The following is an 18,787-nucleotide window of genomic DNA, read 5'->3' on the forward strand; positions in this document are numbered from 1 at the left end:
AACCTAAAAAGGGCAAAGGATATGGCTGCCAGCTGGGCTTCAGATTCGCGGAGTACCGTCCGGCGGCATGACATGGCAGCGCAGATTCAACAAGGCGCTGGCCAGGTACACGGGATACCAACTCAAGCGCCCGGAAAAGGGAGAAACCCGTCCCGCTGAGCTCGGAACCGTCCGGCCGCCCGCCCATCCCGGCACCGATCGGCTGCTCGTCGCGCCGGTCTTCGTGATCTGCCCGGTGCGGTCCGGCTCGACGCTGCTGCGGGCGATGCTCAACGCGCACTCCCAGCTGCACGCCCCGCACGAGTTGCACATCCGCCGCCTGACCGTCGGATTCGGTACGAAGCTCGCGGAGCACGCCATGACCGAACTCGGGCACAACCGCGCCGATCTGGAACACCTGCTGTGGGACCGGGTGCTCCATCGCGAGCTGGTGCGCAGCGGCAAGCCGTACCTGGTGGACAAGACGCCCGCCAACGCCTTCGCCCACCGGCGGCTCGCCACCTGCTGGCCGGACGCGCGGTTCATGTTCCTGGTGCGGCATCCGGCCGCGATCGCCGCCTCCTGGTACGAGGCCGCGCCCGAGCGGCGTACCCGCGAGGAGGCGGCGGCCGACGCGCTGCGCTACATGAACGCGGTCCAGCGCGCGAGGGAGGCTCTGCCGGGACCGACCGTCCGCTACGAGGACCTCACCGCCGCCCCCGAGCGCGCCACCCGCGCCGTCTGCGACTTCCTCGGCCTCGCATGGGAGCCCGGCATGATCGAGTACGGCCGGCCAGAAGTGATCCGCAAGGGCCTCGGCGACTGGACGGACAAGATCGCCTCCGGCGTCGTGCAGCCCGCGCGCGAGGTCCCGGCCGACACCCCCGAGATCCTCGGGCCCATCTGCGAGGCGTGGGGATACACACCATGAAAGTCCGATACCTGCTCCTGCACGCCTACGGCATGGGCGGCACCGTGCGCACCGTCCTCGGCCAGGCCGGGGCGCTGGCCCGTCTCGGGCACGAGGTGGAGGTCGTCAGCGTGGTACGCCGCCGCGACGAGCCGCACTTCCCCTTCGAGCCGCGCCTGCGCGTGTCCACGCTGGTCGACCAGCGTGACGGGATCGCCGCCGACTCCACGGCGCGCAAGGCGTGGCGGCGTGTGCGCGGCAAGATCGTGCCGCTCGGCGAGTTCGCCGCCGACTACTTCACCGAGCGCGTGGAACGCTCCGTCATCGACTACGTGGCCGGTGTGCGCGGCGGCGTCCTGGTCACCACCCGGCCCGCGCTGAGCCTGATCGCCGCGCGCCGCGGTTCGCGCCGGGTGGTCCGCGTCGCGCAGGAGCACATGCCGCTGTCGGCCTACCGCGAGCCCGTGCGCGCCCAGATCCTGCGCCACTACGCCAAGCTCGACGCCGTGGCCGTCCTGACCGCCGCCAGCCGGGACGAATACCGCACCGCCCTGCCCGCCACCCCCATCGTCCGCATCCCCAACGCCGTGCACACCGCCGACACCACCGCCGCCACGCAGAACAACCCCGTGGTGATCGCGGCCGGGCGCCTGGTCCACCAGAAGGGCTTCGACCTGCTCATCCCCGCCTTCGCCCAGGTGTCGGCCAGGCACCCCGAGTGGAGGCTCCGCATCTACGGCACCGGCCCCAAACGCCCCCAGCTGACCGCCCTCATCCACGACCACGGCCTCCAGGCCAAGGCCCGCCTCATGGGCCGCACCCAGAACCTGGACGCCAAGCTCGCCGGCGCCTCCGTCTTCGCCCTGAGCTCCCGCTTCGAGGGCCTGCCCATGGTCATGATCGAGGCCATGACCCACGCGCTGCCGGTCGTCGCCTTCGACTGCCCGACCGGCCCGGCCGACGTGCTGACCGACGGCCGCGACGGCCTCATCATCGCCCCCGGAGACGTCGGCGCCTTCGCCGCCGCCCTCGACCGCCTCATGTCCGACCGCGCCGAACGCCTCCGGATGGGTGCGGCGGCCGCGCGTACCGCGGGCGGATACGCCATCGAGGTGGTGATGCCGATGTGGGAGGACTTCTTCGGCGAACTGCTGGGCGGCGAGCAGGTCACCGACAGTTACTGGCCCTGACGGTCGCGGTAGCTCGCCACCGCGGCCCGGACGAACGAGCGGATGAGCGGGTTGGTGTCACCCTCGTTCCACGCCACCACCACCCGGCTGGGCGCCATGTCGATCAGCGGCACCACGGCCAGTTCCGCGGGCGGGTGGTGGCCGAGCGGGGCCAGCCCGACCGTCCCGTTCCAGAGCACGGCCTGCACACACTCCTGTACGGCCCGCACCACCGGCCCTTCCCTGGCCGGCCCCCCGTTCCAGTACGCCCGCCAGATCGGGTCGGTCCCGTCGGGGAACTGGAACCAGCGCCGGTCGGCCAGGTCGGCCAGGGTCAGGTGGCCGCGGCCGGCCAGCGGGTCGTCGGCGCGCAGCACCGCACCCACCGGGTCGGCGCGCAGCAGGCGCACGGTCAGGCCGCTCTCGTCGAACGGCCCGCGGGTCAGCGCCACGTCGACCAGCCCGGCGCGCAGTCCGCAGGTCGGATCGGTCAGGTCGGTGTCGCGGATGCGGACCTCGACGCCGGGGTGCGACCGGCGGTACTCGGTGGCCAGCCGCGTCGCGTCCCGGTCGGCGCTGTCGCTCAGGAAGCCGACGGTGATCGACGATGCCCCCGCGGCCACGGCGACGCGGGCGCGTACCCGGTCGGCCTGGTCGAGGAGGGTGCGCGCGTCGTCCAGCAGCGCCGCGCCGGCGGCGGTGAGGGTGACGCCCGCGGCGGAACGGCGCAGCAGGGTGGCGCCCAGGTCGGACTCCAGCCGCTTGATGGCCCGGCTCAGCGGCGGCTGGCTCATGTGCAACCGGGCGGCGGCCCGGCCGAAGTGGAGTTCTTCGGCGACCGCCACGAAGTAGCGCAGCGTGCGTAGCTCCATGACCCGCGACGATACCCGCACGGTATCGGCGCCACCCAGACGGACTTGGACGGCGCGGCCGGCGCGGTGCTGCACTGGGAGTGATCAATCCCCTATGTCAAGGAGAGCGCCGCATGTCCGAATACTCCTATCCCGATCCCGTGGTGGACGTCACGGACGTTCGGGAGCTGGGCCGCGACCTCGTGGTGATCCCCAACCGGGACGTGGAACTGGTGCCCAACATCGGCGTGATCGGCGGCACGCAGGCGGTCCTGGTCGTCGAGACCGGCCTGGGCCCGCGCAACGCCGGGAAGGTGCTCGCGTTCGCCGCCGAGTACGCCAGGGGCCGCCGCCTGTACCTGACCACCACCCATTTCCATCCCGAGCACGCGTTCGGCGCGAGCGCGTTCGGCGAAGAGGCGACCTTCCTCGTCAACGCGGCGCAGGCCGACGACATGGCCGTCAAGGGCGCCGGATATCTCGCCATGTTCGGTGGATTGGGAGAGCCTGTCGCCCGTGAGCTGGAGGGCGCCCGGGTCCCCGCGCCGGACGTCACCTATGACGGCTCCTACGAGCTCGACCTCGGCGGCCGGGTGGTGCACCTGCGCCCGACCGGGCGCGCCCACACCAAGGGCGACCAGGTGATCACCGTCCCCGACGCCGGCGTGATGTTCACCGGCGACCTGGCGGAGGCCGGGCAGTTCGCCATCTTCCCGTGGTTTCCGCCGCACGACACGGACGTCTCTGGCGTGCGCTGGATCGAGGTCATGGAGCGGCTGGCCGAGGAGCGGCCCCGGGTGGTCGTGCCCGGCCACGGCGACGTCGGTGACGCGCGCCTGCTGGCGGAGGTCCGGGACTACCTCAAGGAGCTGCGCGAGGAGACCTGGAGGCGCAGAGACTCTGCCATGCCCGAGGAGACGATCGCGCGGGAGGTCACTTCCCTCCTGGTGGAACGGCATCCCGAGTGGCGGATGCGGGAGTGGATCGAACGCGGCGTCGGCTGCCTGTGCGCCGAGCACCCGGGCCCGATCTGAGGCCTTGAAGTGCTATGTGCCATGTGCAATGTTATACAGCAGTCAGCCGCCCCCGGGGAGCGAGCCGGACACTTCCGCCATGGCACCAGATCAGCAACGGAGCGATCATGAAAACGATGCCGAACAAGCTCGGCCTGCTGGCCGTCGCGGCCCTGTTATGCGGCGCCTGCGGAGGCGTCCGGCAGGCGAGCGGCGACCGGCCCGCCGAAGAGGGCGGCACGAAGGGCGGCACGCTCACCGTCCTCGCGATCAGCGACTTCGGTCACCTGGATCCCGCGCGGAACTGGACCATGCCCGACATGATGTTCGGCACCCGCCTGATCTACCGCACGCTGACCACCTACAAGGCGGGCAGTTCAGAGATCGTCCCCGACCTCGCCACCGACCTGGGCACCTCCGCGGACGGCGGCACCACCTGGAAGTTCACGCTCAAGGACGGGCTCAAGTACGAGGACGGCACGCCGATCAAGGCCGCCGACATCAAGTACAACGTCGAGCGCTCGATGTCCCCCGACATCAGCAGCGGGCCGGACTACGCGCAGAAACTGCTGGTCGGCGGCACGGACTACAAGGGCCCCTACGGCGGCAAGAGCCTCGACTCGGTCGAGACGCCCGACGACAAGACGATCATCTTCAAGCTCAGGCGCCCGGCCGGCGAGTTCCCGTACACGGTCACGCTGACCACCTTCTCCCCGGTGCCCCCGGCCAAGGACACCAAGGTCGAGTACGACAACCGCCCCTTCTCCTCCGGCCCTTACAAGATCGAGAAGTACGACCGGGGCAAGGAACTCGTCCTGGTGCGCAACGAGCACTGGGACCCCGGGACCGACACGGTACGGCTCGCGTTACCCGACCGGATCCACGTCAAGCAGGGCCAGGACAAGGACACCATCACCGACCGCCTGATCGCCGCGTCGGGCGCGGACGCCACCGCCGTGGCCTGGGGCTCGGCGGGGCCGCAGAGCCTGTCGAAGATCCTGCCCGACCCGCGGGCGAAGGAACGCCTGTTCACCGGCGTCACGGGCTGCACGAGCACGCTGGTGTTCAACATGAACAAGAAGCCTCTCGACGATCCGAAGGTGCGCCAGGCCATCCACTACGCGCTCGACAAGGAGTCGGTGCAGACCGCGATGGGCGGGCCGAACATGGCCGACATCGCCACCGCCTACCTGCCGCCCGCCATGACCGGCGGCAACAGGCAGGATGTCTACGCGATCCCGCCCGCCGGTGACGTGGCCAAGGCCAAGGCCCTGCTGGCCGAGTCCGGGATCACCACCCCGCTCAAGGTGAAGCTGACCGCCACGACCGGCTCGTCGAACAACGTCGAGGTGGCGATCCAGGAGAGCCTGAAGAAGATCGGCATCGACGTCGAGATCAACGCGGTCGACGGCTCCGTCTACTACGACCTGCTCGGCGACCAGGCCAAGGCCGACGAGATGGGCGTCTACGGCTGGTGCCCCGACTACCCCAACGGCTCCAGCTTCCTCCCGCCGCTCTTCGACAGCCGCGGCATCAAGAAGACGGGCAACAGCGGCAACGTGGCCTACTTCAAGGACGCCGCGATCGACAAGAAGATCGACGACATCTACGCCATCCTCCAGAAGGACGCGTCCAACAAGGCCTGGCAGGAGCTCGACTCCCAGATCATGCGGCAGCTGCCGCAGGCCCCGCTCTACCTGGAGAAGCGCGGCTACCTGGTCGGCAAGAACGTCATGGGCGCGGTCAACCACCCGGTCTGGGCCGCCCAGCTCGACTACGCGGTCATCGGCGTCAAGAAGTGACCGCGGCGACCGCGGCCCGGCCACGCTCTCCGGGCAGCATCGCGCTGGCGCGGCTGCGCGCCGACCGCCCGGCGATGGCCGGCCTCGTCCTCGCGGGCACGCTGGTCATGCTGGCCGTACTCGCTCCGGTGATCACCGCGTGGACGGGCTGGGCCCCCGAGACCCTCGACAAGGCCGCCGTGGACCCCAACCTCGGCGGCCTGCCCCGCGGCGCGTGGGGCGGCGTCAGCGCCGGCCATCTGCTCGGCGTCGAGCCGGTGACCGGCCGCGACGTGCTCAGCAGGATCTTGTACGGCGGGCAGGTCTCACTGCTCATCGCCCTGCTCGCCACGGTGATCACGGTGGTCACGGGCGTCGTCCTCGGGCTGCTGGCCGGGTTCCTCGGCGGCTGGGTCGACACGGTGATCAGCAGGCTCGCCGACCTGCTGATGTCCTTTCCCAGCCTGATCTTCATGATCGCGATTCTGTCCGTCGTGCGCGACATCAACCGGATCGTGCTGCTCGTGACCGTCATGGCGATCTTCGGCTGGACCGTGGTGGCCCGCATCGTGCGCGGCCAGGTGCTCACGCTCCGGCACAGCGAGTACGTCGAGGCCGCCCGCGTGGGCGGCGCGATGACCGGCCACATCCTGCGCAAGGAGGTGCTGCCCGGCCTGAGCGCGCCGCTCCTCGTCTACGCCACCCAGGCCATCCCCGCCTACATCGGGGCCGAGGCGGCGCTGAGCTTCCTCGGGGTCGGCGTCAGGCAGCCCACCCCGTCCTGGGGCCAGATGATCAACAACGCCCGGGGCTGGTTCATGACCGATCCGATGTACCTGGCCGTGCCCTGTCTCTTCCTGGGACTCACCGTGCTCGCCTTCACCCTGCTCGGCGACGGCCTGCGCGATGCCTTCGACCCGAAGGAGGCGGGCGCGTGATCGGGTACGCGCTGCGGCGCCTGGGCGCGATGGTCCTCATCCTGCTGGCCATCTGCGCCATCACCTTCGCCGTCTTCTACCTGCTGCCCGACGACCCCGCACTGGACGCCTGCGGCAAGAGCTGCACGACCGAACGGCTCCAGGACGTCCGGCACGCGATGGGCCTGGACCAGACGGTGATCGTCCAGTTCACGACCTATGTGACCGGCATCTTCACCGGCCGCGCGCTGGGCACCACCGGACTGGAGTGCGCGGCACCCTGCTTCGGCTACTCCTGGCAGTTCGCCACCCCGGTCTGGGACCTGCTGCTGGACCGCCTGGCGGTCAGCGCCTCGCTGGCCGCGGGCGCCGCCGTCCTGTGGCTGGTGACCGGCGTGACGCTCGGCGTCGTGGCGGCGCTGCGCAAGGGGTCGCTGCTGGACCGCGGGATCGTGCTGTCGGCGCTGACGACCACCTCCGTGCCGGTCTACCTGGTCGCCGCGCTTCTGCTGTACGTCGTGGTCCTGCGGGGCGAACTGCTGCCCTTCCCCGACTACCAGCCGCTTCTGGAGGACCCGGCCGCCTGGCTGACCAGCCTGATCCTGCCGTGGATCGCGCTGGCCGCCCTGTACGCGGCCATGTACATCCGGCTCACGCGTGCCTCGATGATCGAGACGATGGCGGAGCCGTACATCAGGACCGCGAGGGCGAAGGGCCTGCACGAGCGGACGGTGGTGGTCAAGCACGGGCTGCGCGCCACGATGACGCCGATCCTCACCATCTTCGGCATCGACCTGGGCGGCCTGCTGGCGGGAGCCATGATCACCGAGACGATGTTCGGGCTGCCGGGGCTGGGCAAGCTGACCTTCGACGCGATCGCCAGGTCCGACCAGCCCGTGGTGCTCGGTGTCACGCTGCTGGCGGCGTTCTTCGTCACCTTCGCCAACCTGGCCGTGGACCTGCTCTACGGCGTGATCGACCCGAGGGTGAGGTACTCGTGATCCTCGACGTCACCGGCCTGTCCGTCAGCTTCGGAGCCACCACGGTGGTCGACGGCCTCTCGCTGTCGGTGGACCGCGGCCGCACGCTGGGCATCGTCGGCGAGTCCGGTTCCGGCAAGTCCGTCTCGTCGCTGGCCGTCATGGGGCTGCACCGCGCGGCCACCGTGACCGGTTCGATCCTCTTCGACGGGGACGAACTCGTCGGAGCACCCGCCGAGCGGCTGCGGCGGTTACGCGGCTCCCGGATGGCGATGATCTTCCAGGATCCGCTGACCTCGCTGCACCCCTTCCACACGGTGGGGGAACAGATCGCCGAGGCCTACCGGCTGCACCGCCGTACCAGCAGAAAGGCCGCGCGCGAGCGTGCGGTGGACATGCTCGCCGAGGTCGGCATCCCCGACCCGCGCCGGCGCGCCGGGGAGCACCCGCACCGCTTTTCCGGCGGCATGCGCCAGCGGGTCATGATCGCGATGGCGCTGGCCTGCGAACCCGACCTGCTCATCGCCGACGAGCCGACGACCGCCCTCGACGTGACCGTCCAGGCGCAGATCCTCGAACTGATCAAAAAGATCCAGGAAGAGCGCAGGCTGGCCGTCATCATGATCACGCATGATCTCGGCGTGGTCGCCCGCGTCGCGGACGAGGTCCTGGTCATGTACGGCGGGCGCGCGGTGGAAAGAGCCGAGGCCGGGCCGCTCTTCAAGGATCCGCGCCACCCGTACACCCAGGGCCTGCTCGCGTCGATTCCCGGCATCGGCCCCGACCGGGCGGGCCGGCTCCGGGCGATCCCCGGCGCCCCGCCCTCGCCGCGGGCGTTCCCGGCCGGCTGCCGGTTCCACCCGCGCTGCCCCTCGGCCATGGCGGTCTGCTCGGCGCAGGCCCCGGCGCTCACCGGCACCCGACGCATGATCGCCTGCCATCTCGAAGGAGCACAGCCATGACCTTGCTGTCCGTCCGCGACCTGCGGGTGGGGTTCAAGACCGGCCGCCGTGCCGAGGTCAAGGCCGTGAGCGGGGTCAGCTTCGACCTGGCCGCCGGCGAGACACTCGGGCTGGTGGGCGAGTCCGGCTGCGGCAAGTCCACCACCGGGCGGGCCATCGTCCGCCTCCTGGAACCGACCGCCGGCAGCGTACACCTGGACGGGCGCGACATCACCCACGCCGGCCGGCGCGACCTCCTGTCCTCGCGCGAGAACATGCAGATGATCTTTCAGGACCCCTTCGCCTCGCTGAACCCCCGGCAGACGGTCCACCAGATCGTCTCCGGCCCGCGCCGCCTGCTCGACCACGCGGGCACGGCCGAGCTCCTGACCAGAGTGGGACTCTCGCCCGAGCACGCCGGCCGCTTCCCCCACCAGTTCTCCGGCGGCCAGGCCCAGCGCATCGGCATCGCCCGCGCGCTGGCGTCACGGCCGAAGCTGATCATCTGCGACGAGCCGGTCTCGGCGCTGGACGTCTCGATCCAGGCCCAGATCGTCAACCTGCTCGCCGACCTGCAGGAGGAACTCGGCCTGGCCTACCTGTTCATCGCGCACGACCTGGCCGTGGTACGCCATGTGAGCACCCGCGTGGCGGTCATGTACCTGGGCCGGATCGTGGAGATCGGCCCCAGCGAGCGCCTCTACGCCGAACCCGCCCACCCCTACACCCGGGCGTTGCTGTCCGCGATCCCCGTCCCCGACCCCGGCACGGAGGCGAGCCGTCAGCGGATCGTGCTCAGGGGCGAACCGCCCAGCCCGGCCGCCCCGCCGCCCGGCTGCTCCTTCCATCCGCGCTGCCACCTGGCACAGGACCTCTGCCGCGTGACCGCACCGGAGTTGCGTGAGGTGAACGGCCGGCAGGTCGCCTGCCACCTGGCCTGAACCCCGGACGTGGGCGCCGCACTCAGCCTGTCGTGGCGCCGGAGCCGAGACGGAAACGGCGCACCACCGAGAAGGAAAGCGAACCGGTCTCGGTGAACTGGATCTCCGTCACCCGGAATTCGCCCTCCACCTCACGACCGGCGAGTGCGGCGCGGCATTGGAGAGCGCGCGTGGAGGTACGCGGATGAGCGACGGTGGCATGAGGAGGGAACTCCACCGGCGCCATGGGCGGCGACAGCAGCTCGCGGCGCAGGTCCGCCCAGGCACCGTCCACGTCGAGAACGCGGACGAGCACGCCGCCGCCCATCGCGAAGACGCCGCCCAGGCGCAGGCGGAAGGGCGGCCGTCCGGTGACGTGCGACTCGGCGCGCTTGAGCAGCAGCGTCTCGTCGAGGATCTCCTCGGGATACACGAGGGTCACGTGCGCCGGAACCACGTCGGCCATGCGCGGATCCCAGATCCGCCGCAACCGTTCCAGGGGCTCGGCGGCCGGCCCCCGCAGGGCGATGGACAGGTGCCGTCTCACCCGGAGTCCGCGCCCAGCACCACGGCGTACAGGGCGCGCAGTTCCCTGCCGGTGATCGGCGGCAGCATGTGGTTGGCGCCGACCAGGATCAGGTAGAGCAGCTTGCCCATCACCTCGGACGCGGCCGGATCGCCGGAGCGCTCCCGCCACACCGCACGCAGGAACTCGATCCGGGTATGGTCCACTCTGCGCAGCATGGCGGCGACGTCCTCGTCCTGCATCGCCCAGGCGCGGATCGCGACCTCCGGGTCCGACGTGGGCTCCTCGGCCACCAGGTCCAGCAGGCGTTTGATCTTCTCCTCCGGGGCCGGGTCGTCCGCCTGGGCAGTCTCCATGTAGCGGGTGGTCATCGTCGCCTCGTAGTGCTCCAGCAGGGCGGTCTTGAACCCGGGCATGCCCTTGAAATGGTGGTAGAACGAGCCCTTCGTCAGTTCCAGCCGGGCCATCAGCCGTTCGATGGTCAGGCCCGGTGCGCCGTGCCCGGCGAGGATCACCAGCCCGGCGTCCAGCCAGTCCTGTCGGTTCGCCACGAAGCTCCTCCTGCGGTACGTGCGTCGGCCGTACCCCAGGGTATGCCGCTGATCATCTGGCCTGCCCCCGGGCGAGCAGGAGCGCGCGGTCCCGCCACGCGCGCTCCCACTGCCGGGTCAGCGCGGGGTAGACGATCAGGTGACGGAACGGGGCGATGCCCGCCATGTACAGGCGCCCGAAGAGGCCGTTGGGCTTGACCAAGGCCGTGCACCTCAGGTGGTACGTGCCGTCGCCGGTCGGCAGCCAGCTCAGGTGCATGATCGTGTGGCAGGTCTTGTTCGCCAGCTCGCGGGCGGCCTCCCGGTCCAGGAGATACACCTCCGTGAACGGGTCGGTGCACGGGGGTACGCCGTCCGCGGTCCGGGCCAGCTCGGGCGGCAGCCGGTCGCGCAGCGAGGCGACCCGGCGCCCCAGTCCGGTCCTGGGCGTGTCCCAGCCGAACAGGGCGCCGATCTTCCAGCGCAGCGCGAGCAGGAAACGGACCACGGCGGGCTGCCCGCCGGCGTCGTAGGCGGCCCGTAGCGCGGCGAGCATCACGGGGAAGTCGCCGGGGCCGGCGCCGGGGGTGCGGAAGGTCCACACATCCTCGACCCGGAAGTCGGGGGTGAACTCGTGGATCCGCCATGGCTGTGCGAGATGGGCGGTTGCCGGGATGCGCATGTGTCGTTCCTTTCGAGACACTGAGTTCCGTAACTGCGAGTTCCGTTACTCTTAGTCCTGTATCATGCATCCATGACCGATCGAAGGCAAGCCCGCGGTCGCGGGGGCCGGCCCCGGGACCGCCGCGTCGACGACGCCATCGCCGCCGCCGTACGGGAACTGCTGTCCGAGGCCGGGTACGCGCGGCTCACGATGGCCGAGGTGGCCACGCGTTCCGGCGCGGGGAAGGCGGCGATCTACCGGCGTTTCGCCAGCAAACAAGAAATGATCTTCGACGTCCTCGTGGAGGGAGAGTTCCTGCCGGTGCCGTCCGACCGCGGGTCGCTGCGCGCCGACCTGGCGGCCGTGCTGGCCGACAGCGCGGACAGCTTCGCCTCGGCCCCACCCGGTACGGTCCCCGGCCTGCTGGCCGACATCCAGGCCGACCCCGAACTCCACCAGCGGTTCGTCACCCGATACGTCGGCGCCCAGCGGCAGACCTTCGAGGAGATCCTCGACCGCGCGGCGCTGCGCGGCGAACTCGCCAGGCGGCCCGACCCGGCCATCCTCAACGCCCTGGTGGTCGGACCCATCTTCGCCTGGTTGTTCCTGCTGGACGGCACGCCGGACCGGCTCCCGGCGCTCACCTCCGCACTGCTCGACGCGGCACTCGCACTCACCGCCCGCTGAAAGGAACCTTTTCCATGGACATCCGCCCCGTTGAGCCCGCCGACCTTCCGGCCCTGGTGGATCTGGCCTGCACGGTGTTCGGGCCGTTCTACCTGGACTCCTTCCGGCCGGTGGTCGGCGAGACCGTCTTCGCCAACCGGCACGGTGACTGGAAGGGGGACTACCAGCGCCACCTGGCCGGGGTGCACGACCCGGCCAACGGGAAGTTCGCCGTCGTCGCCCTGGCCGACGGACAGGTGGCCGGCTTCGCCGGCTGGGCCGTTCAGGAATCCGAACGTCACGGCGAGATCGACATCCTGGCGGTCCACCCGGCGCACCGGCGGCTGGGGCTCGGCCGGGCGCTGCTCGAGCACGCCCTGGACCAGATCAAGGCCGTTGGGGCTGTGGAGATGATCTCGATCGGCACCGGTGGCGACGACTTCCACGCACCGGCGCGCGCCCTGTACGAGTCGTTCGGGTTCACGCCCTTCCCGCAGGTCACCTATACGAGGGCGATCTGAGCGAGGCCGGGCGGAACGGCGCCGCGAAAACGAGCCCGAAGCACACCGTGGAGATCGCGGTGAGCACGATGAGCGGCTCGGGAAAGTACCTGACGCACAGCCACAGCGAAAATCCCGCAACCGCGGTGCACGTCAGGCTGAAAGGTGACCAGCGCCGCAGCAGCCCCGGCGCCTCACGGACGGCGACGACCACCGCGACGGCGAACATCATCGCCAGCATCCCCATCTCGGCGCTGGTCCCGTCGTTGAAGTCCCGCACCGTGACCTGACGCCCGTTCTCGAACATCGGGCTCGCGGTGACCGCCGCCAGGTCCGCGACGGCCTGCTCCCCCGCCGGAAGCGGCGCGGTGAGCGGCGAATGGAACATCAGCAGGTGCGCGACACCGATCAATCCGATCAGTGTCGCGCCGGCGTAGAACAGGCGACGCGACCACGGCTCCATCACAACCTCCCGAAACATACTATACCGTATGGTATGGACGTGGGGCAGCGTACTCCCCCGTCCCCCCGAACGCCAGCGGCCCCCCGGACTACCCAGGCCGGGGGGCCTTGAAGGTTGCCGCCATGTGCGGCGCCAGCTGCGTTTAAGAGAGTGGATCAGTCCTTACGACGTGTGCTCTGCCATTGAGCCACCGCGGCACGAAGAGCCGCGGGCCGGATTCGAACCGGCACCTCAACCATCACCGTCCACCTCGGTCGATCTGGCGCTCGACGACGATGCTGAATCTGGAGCGAGAATCTGAACGTGAATCGGCCGCCTCTACCTCTTGGGCTACCGGGACGCGTGGTGCCCCGGGAAGGTGTCGAACCTCCACTGTGGCCGTTGGGTCAGCTTCAGCCTCAGCCTCAGCTTTGCGCTCCTGGCGCACCCTCGCCCGCGGGCGAGGGGGTCGATGGGTCCTAGCCGAGCAGGTAGGAGAACACCTTCTCGCCGATCTTCCGGTCGACGATGTCGGCGCCGTTGGCTTCCTCGCGGGCGAACTTGACGGCGTCCTGCAGCTTCTGCACGCGCGCCAGCAGCTCGTTGACACGCCGCTGCGGCAGCGCGCCGGAGAAGGCGACCTTCGTCCAGTAGCCGACCACGATGTCCTCGGTGAACACCTGCACCTGGGCCGGATGCTTGTCCGTGGCCTCGGCCAGCACGTGGTTGCGCGGCACCTTCTTGGTCCGGGTCGTCTTGACCGGCTCGGTCCGCCACGCCTCGGTGTGCTCGTCCTGGCTCCAGGACTCGGCCGGGTCGAGGGTCGGCAGCTTGGAGATGAACGTGTGCACGTCCGTCAGCTGCTTCTCCAGGAACAGCAGGTAGGTGACCGGCACGTCCTCCAGCAGCACGGCCCCGTCGACCTTGACGCTGGCCTTGGCCTGGCAGTTCGCCCAGTCCTTGGTCGCGGTGACGTCGAACAGCCTGGTCAGCGTGGCGCCGACACCCTTCAGCACCACGTCGGCCTGCACCTGCACGCGCGTGGACTCCGGCGGCAACTGCTCGCCTTCGTCGTCGATCGGCTGGTAGGTGCGGGAGATGCCGGACAGCAGCGGCGTCTTCTGGATCTGGTGGTAGGCGTCGGTTACCTTGCGCTGGACGTCGGACTTCACGCCCTTCTCTACGGCGAGGATCTGGTTGAGCTTGGTCACGAACCCGACCATAGAGGTCCGTGCGCCGCGTCACACCTCATTTACCCCCTCGACGCACGCGCAGGCGATGGTGATCAGCGTCCCCTGCCGCGCGTCCACGTGGGTGAGGCTCCCCGACCCGAAACAGAGCCGGCAGGGAAAGGCGGCGGACACGAAGGGGTCCTGCCACACCCGATGCTGCCAAGCCGGCGGCAAAGGCGGAGCCTGAGGATCGCCACCCCGCTCGGCCGGCTCATTGTCCCCCCCGACCCAGCCCAGCCCACCACAGAACTGACAGCCCAGGAACAGGCCGCCGACGCGCTGGCCCTTCCGGCCCCCGCACTCAGGGCACTCGATGGGGTCGGTCACGCTCTGCCGGTGCCCTGGCAGGCCGTACACGCGACCCACGTGCGCTCCCGGTCCCGCGTACCGTTGAGCTCCATCCACTCCCCACCCGCGCCGAGGCAGGTATCGCACACCGGTTTCTCGTCCTTGCCCATGCTCATGACGGTACGGCAGGCGGTACTGGTATGTCTGTTACCTGAAGAGGCTGATGAGGGTAGCTTCACTGTCGGCCCACAAGGACGTCGCCTTTACATTGTAGATTCCCGAGTTACCCTCCGGACGAGGCCAGCGGTGGGCAGATCGCACCAGTTCCTCGGCCGTTGACACCTCCCTGATCGAACCACTCCAGCCCTTTGCGCCGCTCGGACGCCCTCCCAACGTTCTGGCCATCAGAGCCCACCCGGCGGCGCCTGAGCCACCCCTGGCTCCGTGCCCATGCCTCCGGCCCTCGACCGCACCATCGTCGCCGCCTCCATGTCATTCCTCCTGACAGCCGCAACGGAACGTGAGATGGCCTACCGCAAAGGTCACGCTGCTCGCCGGCCTTGGAGTCCGGCCTGCTGGGTGATCAGATCCCGCGGCACCCCGAAAGGGTGTTCCGTCGTGTGCCTTGGCGTGAGGATGATCGTGTTGCCGTCGCCGGGCCGTACCGGACCCGCATGTCGCAGGCGCGCGTGATCTCCGTCGCGATCAGTGTCGGCGGCTCGCCGCTTCTGCTCGAACGGGGCTTTCGCCTTCTGTTCATCCCGCGTCTCGATCTGCACGTCTTCGGGATCAGGCGCGACTCCACACGAGCGAAATGGTCAAGCGGCCATCGTTTGTGCGGGTCAGCGTACGTATCCGTTGACGATGAGCGGGAGCGAGGCGTCCATCCCGGCGACGTTCAGGACGCCCTCGTCGCTAGGGCCGCCGATCGAGTAGCCCGCCGCTGTCATCGCCGCGATCACGACTCGCGTGTCCGCGTTGATGCTCCGCCGATAGGCCTGGAGTGCTTGCGTGGCGTGAGAGCGCCCAGCCCACGTCTCGTTGTCGGTGAAAACGACGATCCCGTCCACCGCGAGCTTCTCACGCTGCGCCCAGGCGAACGGAAGGGACAGGTCCGTGCCGCCGCCGGAGGGTCGCCAGCGGGCGATCTCGCGCAGGTTGGTGCGCGGAGTCACCTTTGAGGCATGCACGCTGGTGTCGACGTCGATGACGTGGACGTTGCCCTTCTCGATGCGGGAGAGCATGACGGCCATCGCGCAGCCAACCTCGTACGGGAAACCGACGGCGGATCCTCCCACGACGACCGGGCTGCCCCACTTGCTGCTCATGGACCCGGAAGAGTCGACAGCGACAAGAAGCCGCTTGCCGGACGGCTCGACCGTGCCGAACGCCAGCTCGTACGACTCCTCCAGCGCATCGAGGATCGCCGGTACCGGCTTCCAGGTCTGGACGTCGGCGCGCGGGTCCGGCTGGGCCCGGCCAGAGGCGTAGACGCGCATGGCGAGCCAGGCGTCCATCGGGTGGATGCGGGCACGCAGGATCGCCTCACGGTCGGTCAGCCGCCGCACCGCCCGCGCCGTCGCCTCCGTCATCGGCTTGAGCGTGCCGAGCCGCGTCATGCGGGCGAGGTTGCGAATGAGCGCGGTCATGCCGACCGTCTCGATCAGCGCCTCCCACACCGACGCGTCTCGCAGGACCGCGTCCGGCAGGAACTCCCACGGCACCTTTGCCTCGGTGACGACCCGCACAGCCTCGTCGGGCGACGTGACGGCCTTGGCGGTCAGGAATCGGTCCACGGCGGGCAGTTCGTCGCGGGCCTCGTCGTCGGACACGTTGCCGGCGATCCAGCCGAACAGGACCTTGCGCTGGTCGTTGTCGGCTGCCGGGTGTGCGATGCGCAGCACGTCCCGCAGGTCGAACGCCTCACCCTGCGGCGTCTTGCGCCGGCGGGCCTTGCATGCCTTGAACGCGACACTGTCGGCGTCTCCGGTCAGGAACCAGGAGCCGAGCGCGGTCCGGAGCGACCGGCCGACCGTGGGTGCGGTGCCGCGCCCGGTCGGCTTCCCGCCCAGGTTCTTGTAGTAGCCGAAGAACTGGGCGAGATGATCTGTCGTCCGCGCCACCTTCGCCAGCGCGAGCTTGGCGGCCTGGCGGGTGTCAGGATCGCCCTTCGCATAGCAGGCGGCAAGAGCGAACAGAGCGGGCCGCTGCTTCGGAGCCCGCGGCGGGCGGGCGGTCGATATGTCGGTGAGCATGGCGACGACGCGCGGGCCGTCCTCCCCGATCGCAGCGAACAACACCGCGGCGTTCTCGGCGGTGAGCTTCTGCTCGCTCACGTAGTAGGTGCCGCCCGTGGTGCCGAGGATGAGGAAGTCCTCCAGCTCCGTCCACAGGTCCTTGTCGAAGACGTACCCGCCGGCGGCGTTCTTCACCTGGTCCGTGCGGCCAGGGATCGGCTCAGTTTGCGGGGTCGCGATGGTCGAGATCCGCGCGAGAGGGTCCGGCGCCATGTCGCTCTCCTTCTGTTCGACCCGCCCGGGGGCGGATATGCGAAGGGGAGCGGATGTGTGGATGACCGCCGAGTAAATCAGACGCGCTACCAACCTGCGCCACCACCCGAAACTTCGGGTGGGCAGGATTCGAACCTGCGACCTTCTGATCCCGATAACCGACGACCTTCGACCCGCTCCCCTGCTCGTCAGCCCTGCCAGCGGTACGGATGTGGAGGACTCACCGGTGTTAAGGCGTCCTTGGCCGCTGGACGACAGACCGACGTGGCCGGCCCGGCAGGATTTGAACCTGCGTCTCCCGCATGAGAGGCGATAACCGATAGAGATTCGACCCGCACCGCCGGCAGAGCTGACGAGCGATCAGGCCTGGAACTGACACGGATGTAGGTGCGCCCACCGGCATTAAGCGCTCTGCCGATTGAGCTACGGAGACCCAGGCCTCCGGCGGGACTCGAACCCGCAACCTCTCCATTAACAGTGGATAACCGACGAGACTTCGACCCGCGCCAGCACCAGACCTGACCAGCTCACGCGCCCGGAAAGGGCGTAGATGTGTCAGCGAGCGCCGGCTGTATCCGTGGAAGACAACCGATGCTCTTCGACCTGCGCCTTTCGGGTCCGTGAACTGTCTCCTACCGTATCGATCAGCGTGCCGCGTCACACCTCAATATCGGGCAGTTCGCGAAATGTCATGAGATCGTCCGAGGCGATGACCTTACGCCGCGGCCCTACGCCGATGGGCGCGCTGGGCGAACAACGGCGTGCCGGGCACGGTCGTGTCCGCGTGGGCGGTCATGCCGATCTCTGGTTCACGAAGCGGATCCCGATCCGGCGGGTCTCAAGCCGGGTTCGGAGAAGCTCGCCGAACTGCTTGGCAGGGCATGATCAACAGGCGAGAGGCGGGCCCGGAAACGATCAAGGGCCTCGTCTCACCGCAGTGATTCAAGGCCCCAACCTGGGCATTCTTTCCGACCACCTGGTCGGGACGACAGGATTTGAACCTGCGACCCCTTGACCCCCAGGCACTTCACGGGAGGGCGGGACCACCAGGGATTCCGCCCTCACCTGCTGGAACAGTCCACGACGGTTTGCTGAGATCCAAGCCCGTCCGGGGCGATGGTCACGCAGTTAGTCACTCAGCATGGGGTTCGTGGCCTGGGGCTGCTGCCACACTTCGCGGCCGTTGCTCCACAGCTCAGAGGCATGGTAGGCGAATCGGTCGAACAGTCCGTCGTCCTGGTAGCGGCGTAGGTGCAGCATCGGCGAGTCGTGGCCGACGAGCTTGGCCAGGTGTGGTGTCACGAGCATCTCGGCGTCGAAGCGGAAAACGCTCATAGCGATGTGCTCCTCGCCGAACCTGGCCTCAAGCCCTGGGACCTCCCGTAGCTGCTCAACCTCCGCGAGCGTGATGCGGATGCGGGTGGACACGGTCAGCGGCACGTTCTCCACCTCCTCCCGGCGGCGGGTCACGTCGCTGTCCGGGTCGCCGAGGAGGAATCGGATCTTGCAGCCCTGCTGCGCTTTCCGCTTGAGGACCTTGGCGAGGTTGGGGTGTTCCAGCCAGAGGAAGTAGTTCGTGTATCCGGCGAACACGATCTCGTTGCGGGCCGCGTTGATGAGGTTGCGCCAGATGGATTTCGGGCACGCGGAGCGATACGGATAAACAGTCAGCACTTCCCGATCTGGCCCTGTTTTCACCGTATTGCGAATTGCGTCTGGCCAAAGCACGGCTGTCTCAACTCCCAGTACCTCCGCAGCGGCCCATTGATGCCGCTGGTGCGGAATACGCGTCTCGTCCTGCAACCAGCGTTCCACCGTTTTGACGTCCACTCCACACCGGGAGGCCAGGACATGGTTCGTGACCTGCGCGTTGAGCATGGCGCGGCGTAGGGCGACATTGGCCACAGTGCACCTCACGGGCGAAGGGACGCCGGGGACGTTTTGAGCGTAACGCCGAAACGTCCTGGA

20 protein-coding genes are annotated in these 18,787 nt (G+C 69.2%); 10 read left to right on the forward strand and 10 right to left on the reverse strand.

Annotated elements, in window-relative coordinates; all coding sequences use genetic code 11:
- Positions 1–67: 67 nt before the first annotated feature.
- Both ACIBKY_RS12860 and ACIBKY_RS12865 read left to right on the forward strand, forming a co-directional pair.
- On the forward strand, positions 68–910 hold the full coding sequence (locus ACIBKY_RS12860) for a sulfotransferase family protein (RefSeq protein ID WP_397096822.1): 843 nt from the start codon (positions 68–70) through the stop codon (positions 908–910).
- Complete coding sequence (locus ACIBKY_RS12865) at positions 907–2,079, forward strand: glycosyltransferase family 4 protein (RefSeq protein WP_397096823.1); 1,173 nt, start codon at positions 907–909, stop codon at positions 2,077–2,079. Before ACIBKY_RS12860 ends, ACIBKY_RS12865 begins: the two co-directional genes overlap by 4 nt.
- Here ACIBKY_RS12865 and ACIBKY_RS12870 read toward each other — a convergent pair.
- Positions 2,067–2,930, reverse strand: coding sequence for a LysR substrate-binding domain-containing protein (locus ACIBKY_RS12870; protein WP_397096824.1), 864 nt, complete (start codon positions 2,928–2,930; stop codon positions 2,067–2,069). The genes ACIBKY_RS12865 and ACIBKY_RS12870 overlap by 13 nt on opposite strands.
- A 113-nt stretch (positions 2,931–3,043) precedes the next feature.
- On the opposite strand from ACIBKY_RS12870, the gene ACIBKY_RS12875 reads away from it, so the two are divergent.
- From ACIBKY_RS12875 to ACIBKY_RS12900, 6 genes are all read left to right on the forward strand, one after another.
- On the forward strand, positions 3,044–3,943 hold the full coding sequence (locus ACIBKY_RS12875; RefSeq protein WP_397096825.1) for an MBL fold metallo-hydrolase: 900 nt from the start codon (positions 3,044–3,046) through the stop codon (positions 3,941–3,943).
- A gap of 107 nt (positions 3,944–4,050) precedes the next feature.
- Positions 4,051–5,724 carry an ABC transporter substrate-binding protein gene (locus ACIBKY_RS12880; RefSeq protein ID WP_397096826.1) on the forward strand — a complete coding sequence of 558 codons (1,674 nt, stop codon included), beginning with the start codon at positions 4,051–4,053 and terminating at the stop codon, positions 5,722–5,724.
- Positions 5,721–6,641, forward strand: coding sequence for an ABC transporter permease (locus ACIBKY_RS12885; protein WP_397096827.1), 921 nt, complete (start codon positions 5,721–5,723; stop codon positions 6,639–6,641). The genes ACIBKY_RS12880 and ACIBKY_RS12885 overlap by 4 nt, the downstream gene beginning before the upstream one ends.
- Positions 6,638–7,621: an ABC transporter permease gene (locus ACIBKY_RS12890; RefSeq protein ID WP_397096828.1), complete on the forward strand. Its 984-nt coding sequence runs from the start codon at positions 6,638–6,640 to the stop codon at positions 7,619–7,621. Before ACIBKY_RS12885 ends, ACIBKY_RS12890 begins: the two co-directional genes overlap by 4 nt.
- Positions 7,618–8,562, forward strand: coding sequence for an ABC transporter ATP-binding protein (locus ACIBKY_RS12895; protein ID WP_397096829.1), 945 nt, complete (start codon positions 7,618–7,620; stop codon positions 8,560–8,562). The genes ACIBKY_RS12890 and ACIBKY_RS12895 overlap by 4 nt, the downstream gene beginning before the upstream one ends.
- Complete coding sequence (locus ACIBKY_RS12900; RefSeq protein ID WP_397096830.1) at positions 8,559–9,482, forward strand: ABC transporter ATP-binding protein; 924 nt, start codon at positions 8,559–8,561, stop codon at positions 9,480–9,482. Before ACIBKY_RS12895 ends, ACIBKY_RS12900 begins: the two co-directional genes overlap by 4 nt.
- 22 nt (positions 9,483–9,504) lie before the next feature.
- Here the strand turns inward: ACIBKY_RS12900 and ACIBKY_RS12905 are convergent, their stop codons facing one another.
- From ACIBKY_RS12905 to ACIBKY_RS12915, 3 genes are read right to left on the reverse strand one after another with little or no spacing between them, the layout of a single operon-like run.
- Entirely contained in the window at positions 9,505–10,008 is a 504-nt protein-coding gene (locus tag ACIBKY_RS12905; RefSeq protein ID WP_397096831.1) for a 2'-5' RNA ligase family protein, read from the reverse strand.
- Complete coding sequence (locus ACIBKY_RS12910; RefSeq protein ID WP_397096832.1) at positions 10,005–10,538, reverse strand: TetR/AcrR family transcriptional regulator; 534 nt, start codon at positions 10,536–10,538, stop codon at positions 10,005–10,007. Before ACIBKY_RS12910 ends, ACIBKY_RS12905 begins: the two co-directional genes overlap by 4 nt.
- Before the next feature lie 52 nt (positions 10,539–10,590).
- Complete coding sequence (locus tag ACIBKY_RS12915) at positions 10,591–11,199, reverse strand: DUF2867 domain-containing protein (protein ID WP_397096833.1); 609 nt, start codon at positions 11,197–11,199, stop codon at positions 10,591–10,593.
- A 72-nt stretch (positions 11,200–11,271) separates the two neighbouring features.
- Here ACIBKY_RS12915 and ACIBKY_RS12920 point away from each other — a divergent pair, with 72 nt between their 5' ends.
- Together ACIBKY_RS12920 and ACIBKY_RS12925 are read left to right on the forward strand one after the other, a co-directional pair.
- Positions 11,272–11,868, forward strand: coding sequence for a TetR/AcrR family transcriptional regulator (locus tag ACIBKY_RS12920; protein ID WP_397096834.1), 597 nt, complete (start codon positions 11,272–11,274; stop codon positions 11,866–11,868).
- Between the two features lie 14 nt (positions 11,869–11,882).
- On the forward strand, positions 11,883–12,368 hold the full coding sequence (locus ACIBKY_RS12925; RefSeq protein WP_397096835.1) for a GNAT family N-acetyltransferase: 486 nt from the start codon (positions 11,883–11,885) through the stop codon (positions 12,366–12,368).
- Here the strand turns inward: ACIBKY_RS12925 and ACIBKY_RS12930 are convergent.
- The 6 genes from ACIBKY_RS12930 to ACIBKY_RS12955 form a co-directional block, all read right to left on the reverse strand.
- Positions 12,346–12,828, reverse strand: coding sequence for a hypothetical protein (locus ACIBKY_RS12930; RefSeq protein ID WP_397096836.1), 483 nt, complete (start codon positions 12,826–12,828; stop codon positions 12,346–12,348). The two genes, ACIBKY_RS12925 and ACIBKY_RS12930, sit on opposite strands and share 23 nt — an antisense overlap.
- 440 nt (positions 12,829–13,268) lie before the next feature.
- Complete coding sequence (locus ACIBKY_RS12935; RefSeq protein WP_397096837.1) at positions 13,269–14,000, reverse strand: hypothetical protein; 732 nt, start codon at positions 13,998–14,000, stop codon at positions 13,269–13,271.
- Between the two features lie 344 nt (positions 14,001–14,344).
- Positions 14,345–14,479, reverse strand: a complete 135-nt coding sequence (locus ACIBKY_RS12940) for a hypothetical protein (protein WP_397096838.1) — start codon at positions 14,477–14,479, stop codon at positions 14,345–14,347.
- A 372-nt stretch (positions 14,480–14,851) separates the two neighbouring features.
- The gene (locus ACIBKY_RS12945) at positions 14,852–15,088 is read right to left on the reverse strand and encodes a hypothetical protein (protein ID WP_397096839.1); all 237 of its coding nucleotides are present in this window, start codon (positions 15,086–15,088) and stop codon (positions 14,852–14,854) included.
- A 63-nt stretch (positions 15,089–15,151) separates the two neighbouring features.
- Complete coding sequence (locus ACIBKY_RS12950; RefSeq protein WP_397096840.1) at positions 15,152–16,741, reverse strand: TROVE domain-containing protein; 1,590 nt, start codon at positions 16,739–16,741, stop codon at positions 15,152–15,154.
- Between the two features lie 1,206 nt (positions 16,742–17,947).
- Positions 17,948–18,724: a hypothetical protein gene (locus tag ACIBKY_RS12955; protein WP_397096841.1), complete on the reverse strand. Its 777-nt coding sequence runs from the start codon at positions 18,722–18,724 to the stop codon at positions 17,948–17,950.
- Positions 18,725–18,787 lie beyond the last annotated feature (63 nt).

The sequence above is a fragment of the Nonomuraea sp. NPDC050394 genome, assembly GCF_044459065.1.
Classification (GTDB): Bacteria; Actinomycetota; Actinomycetes; order Streptosporangiales; family Streptosporangiaceae; genus Nonomuraea.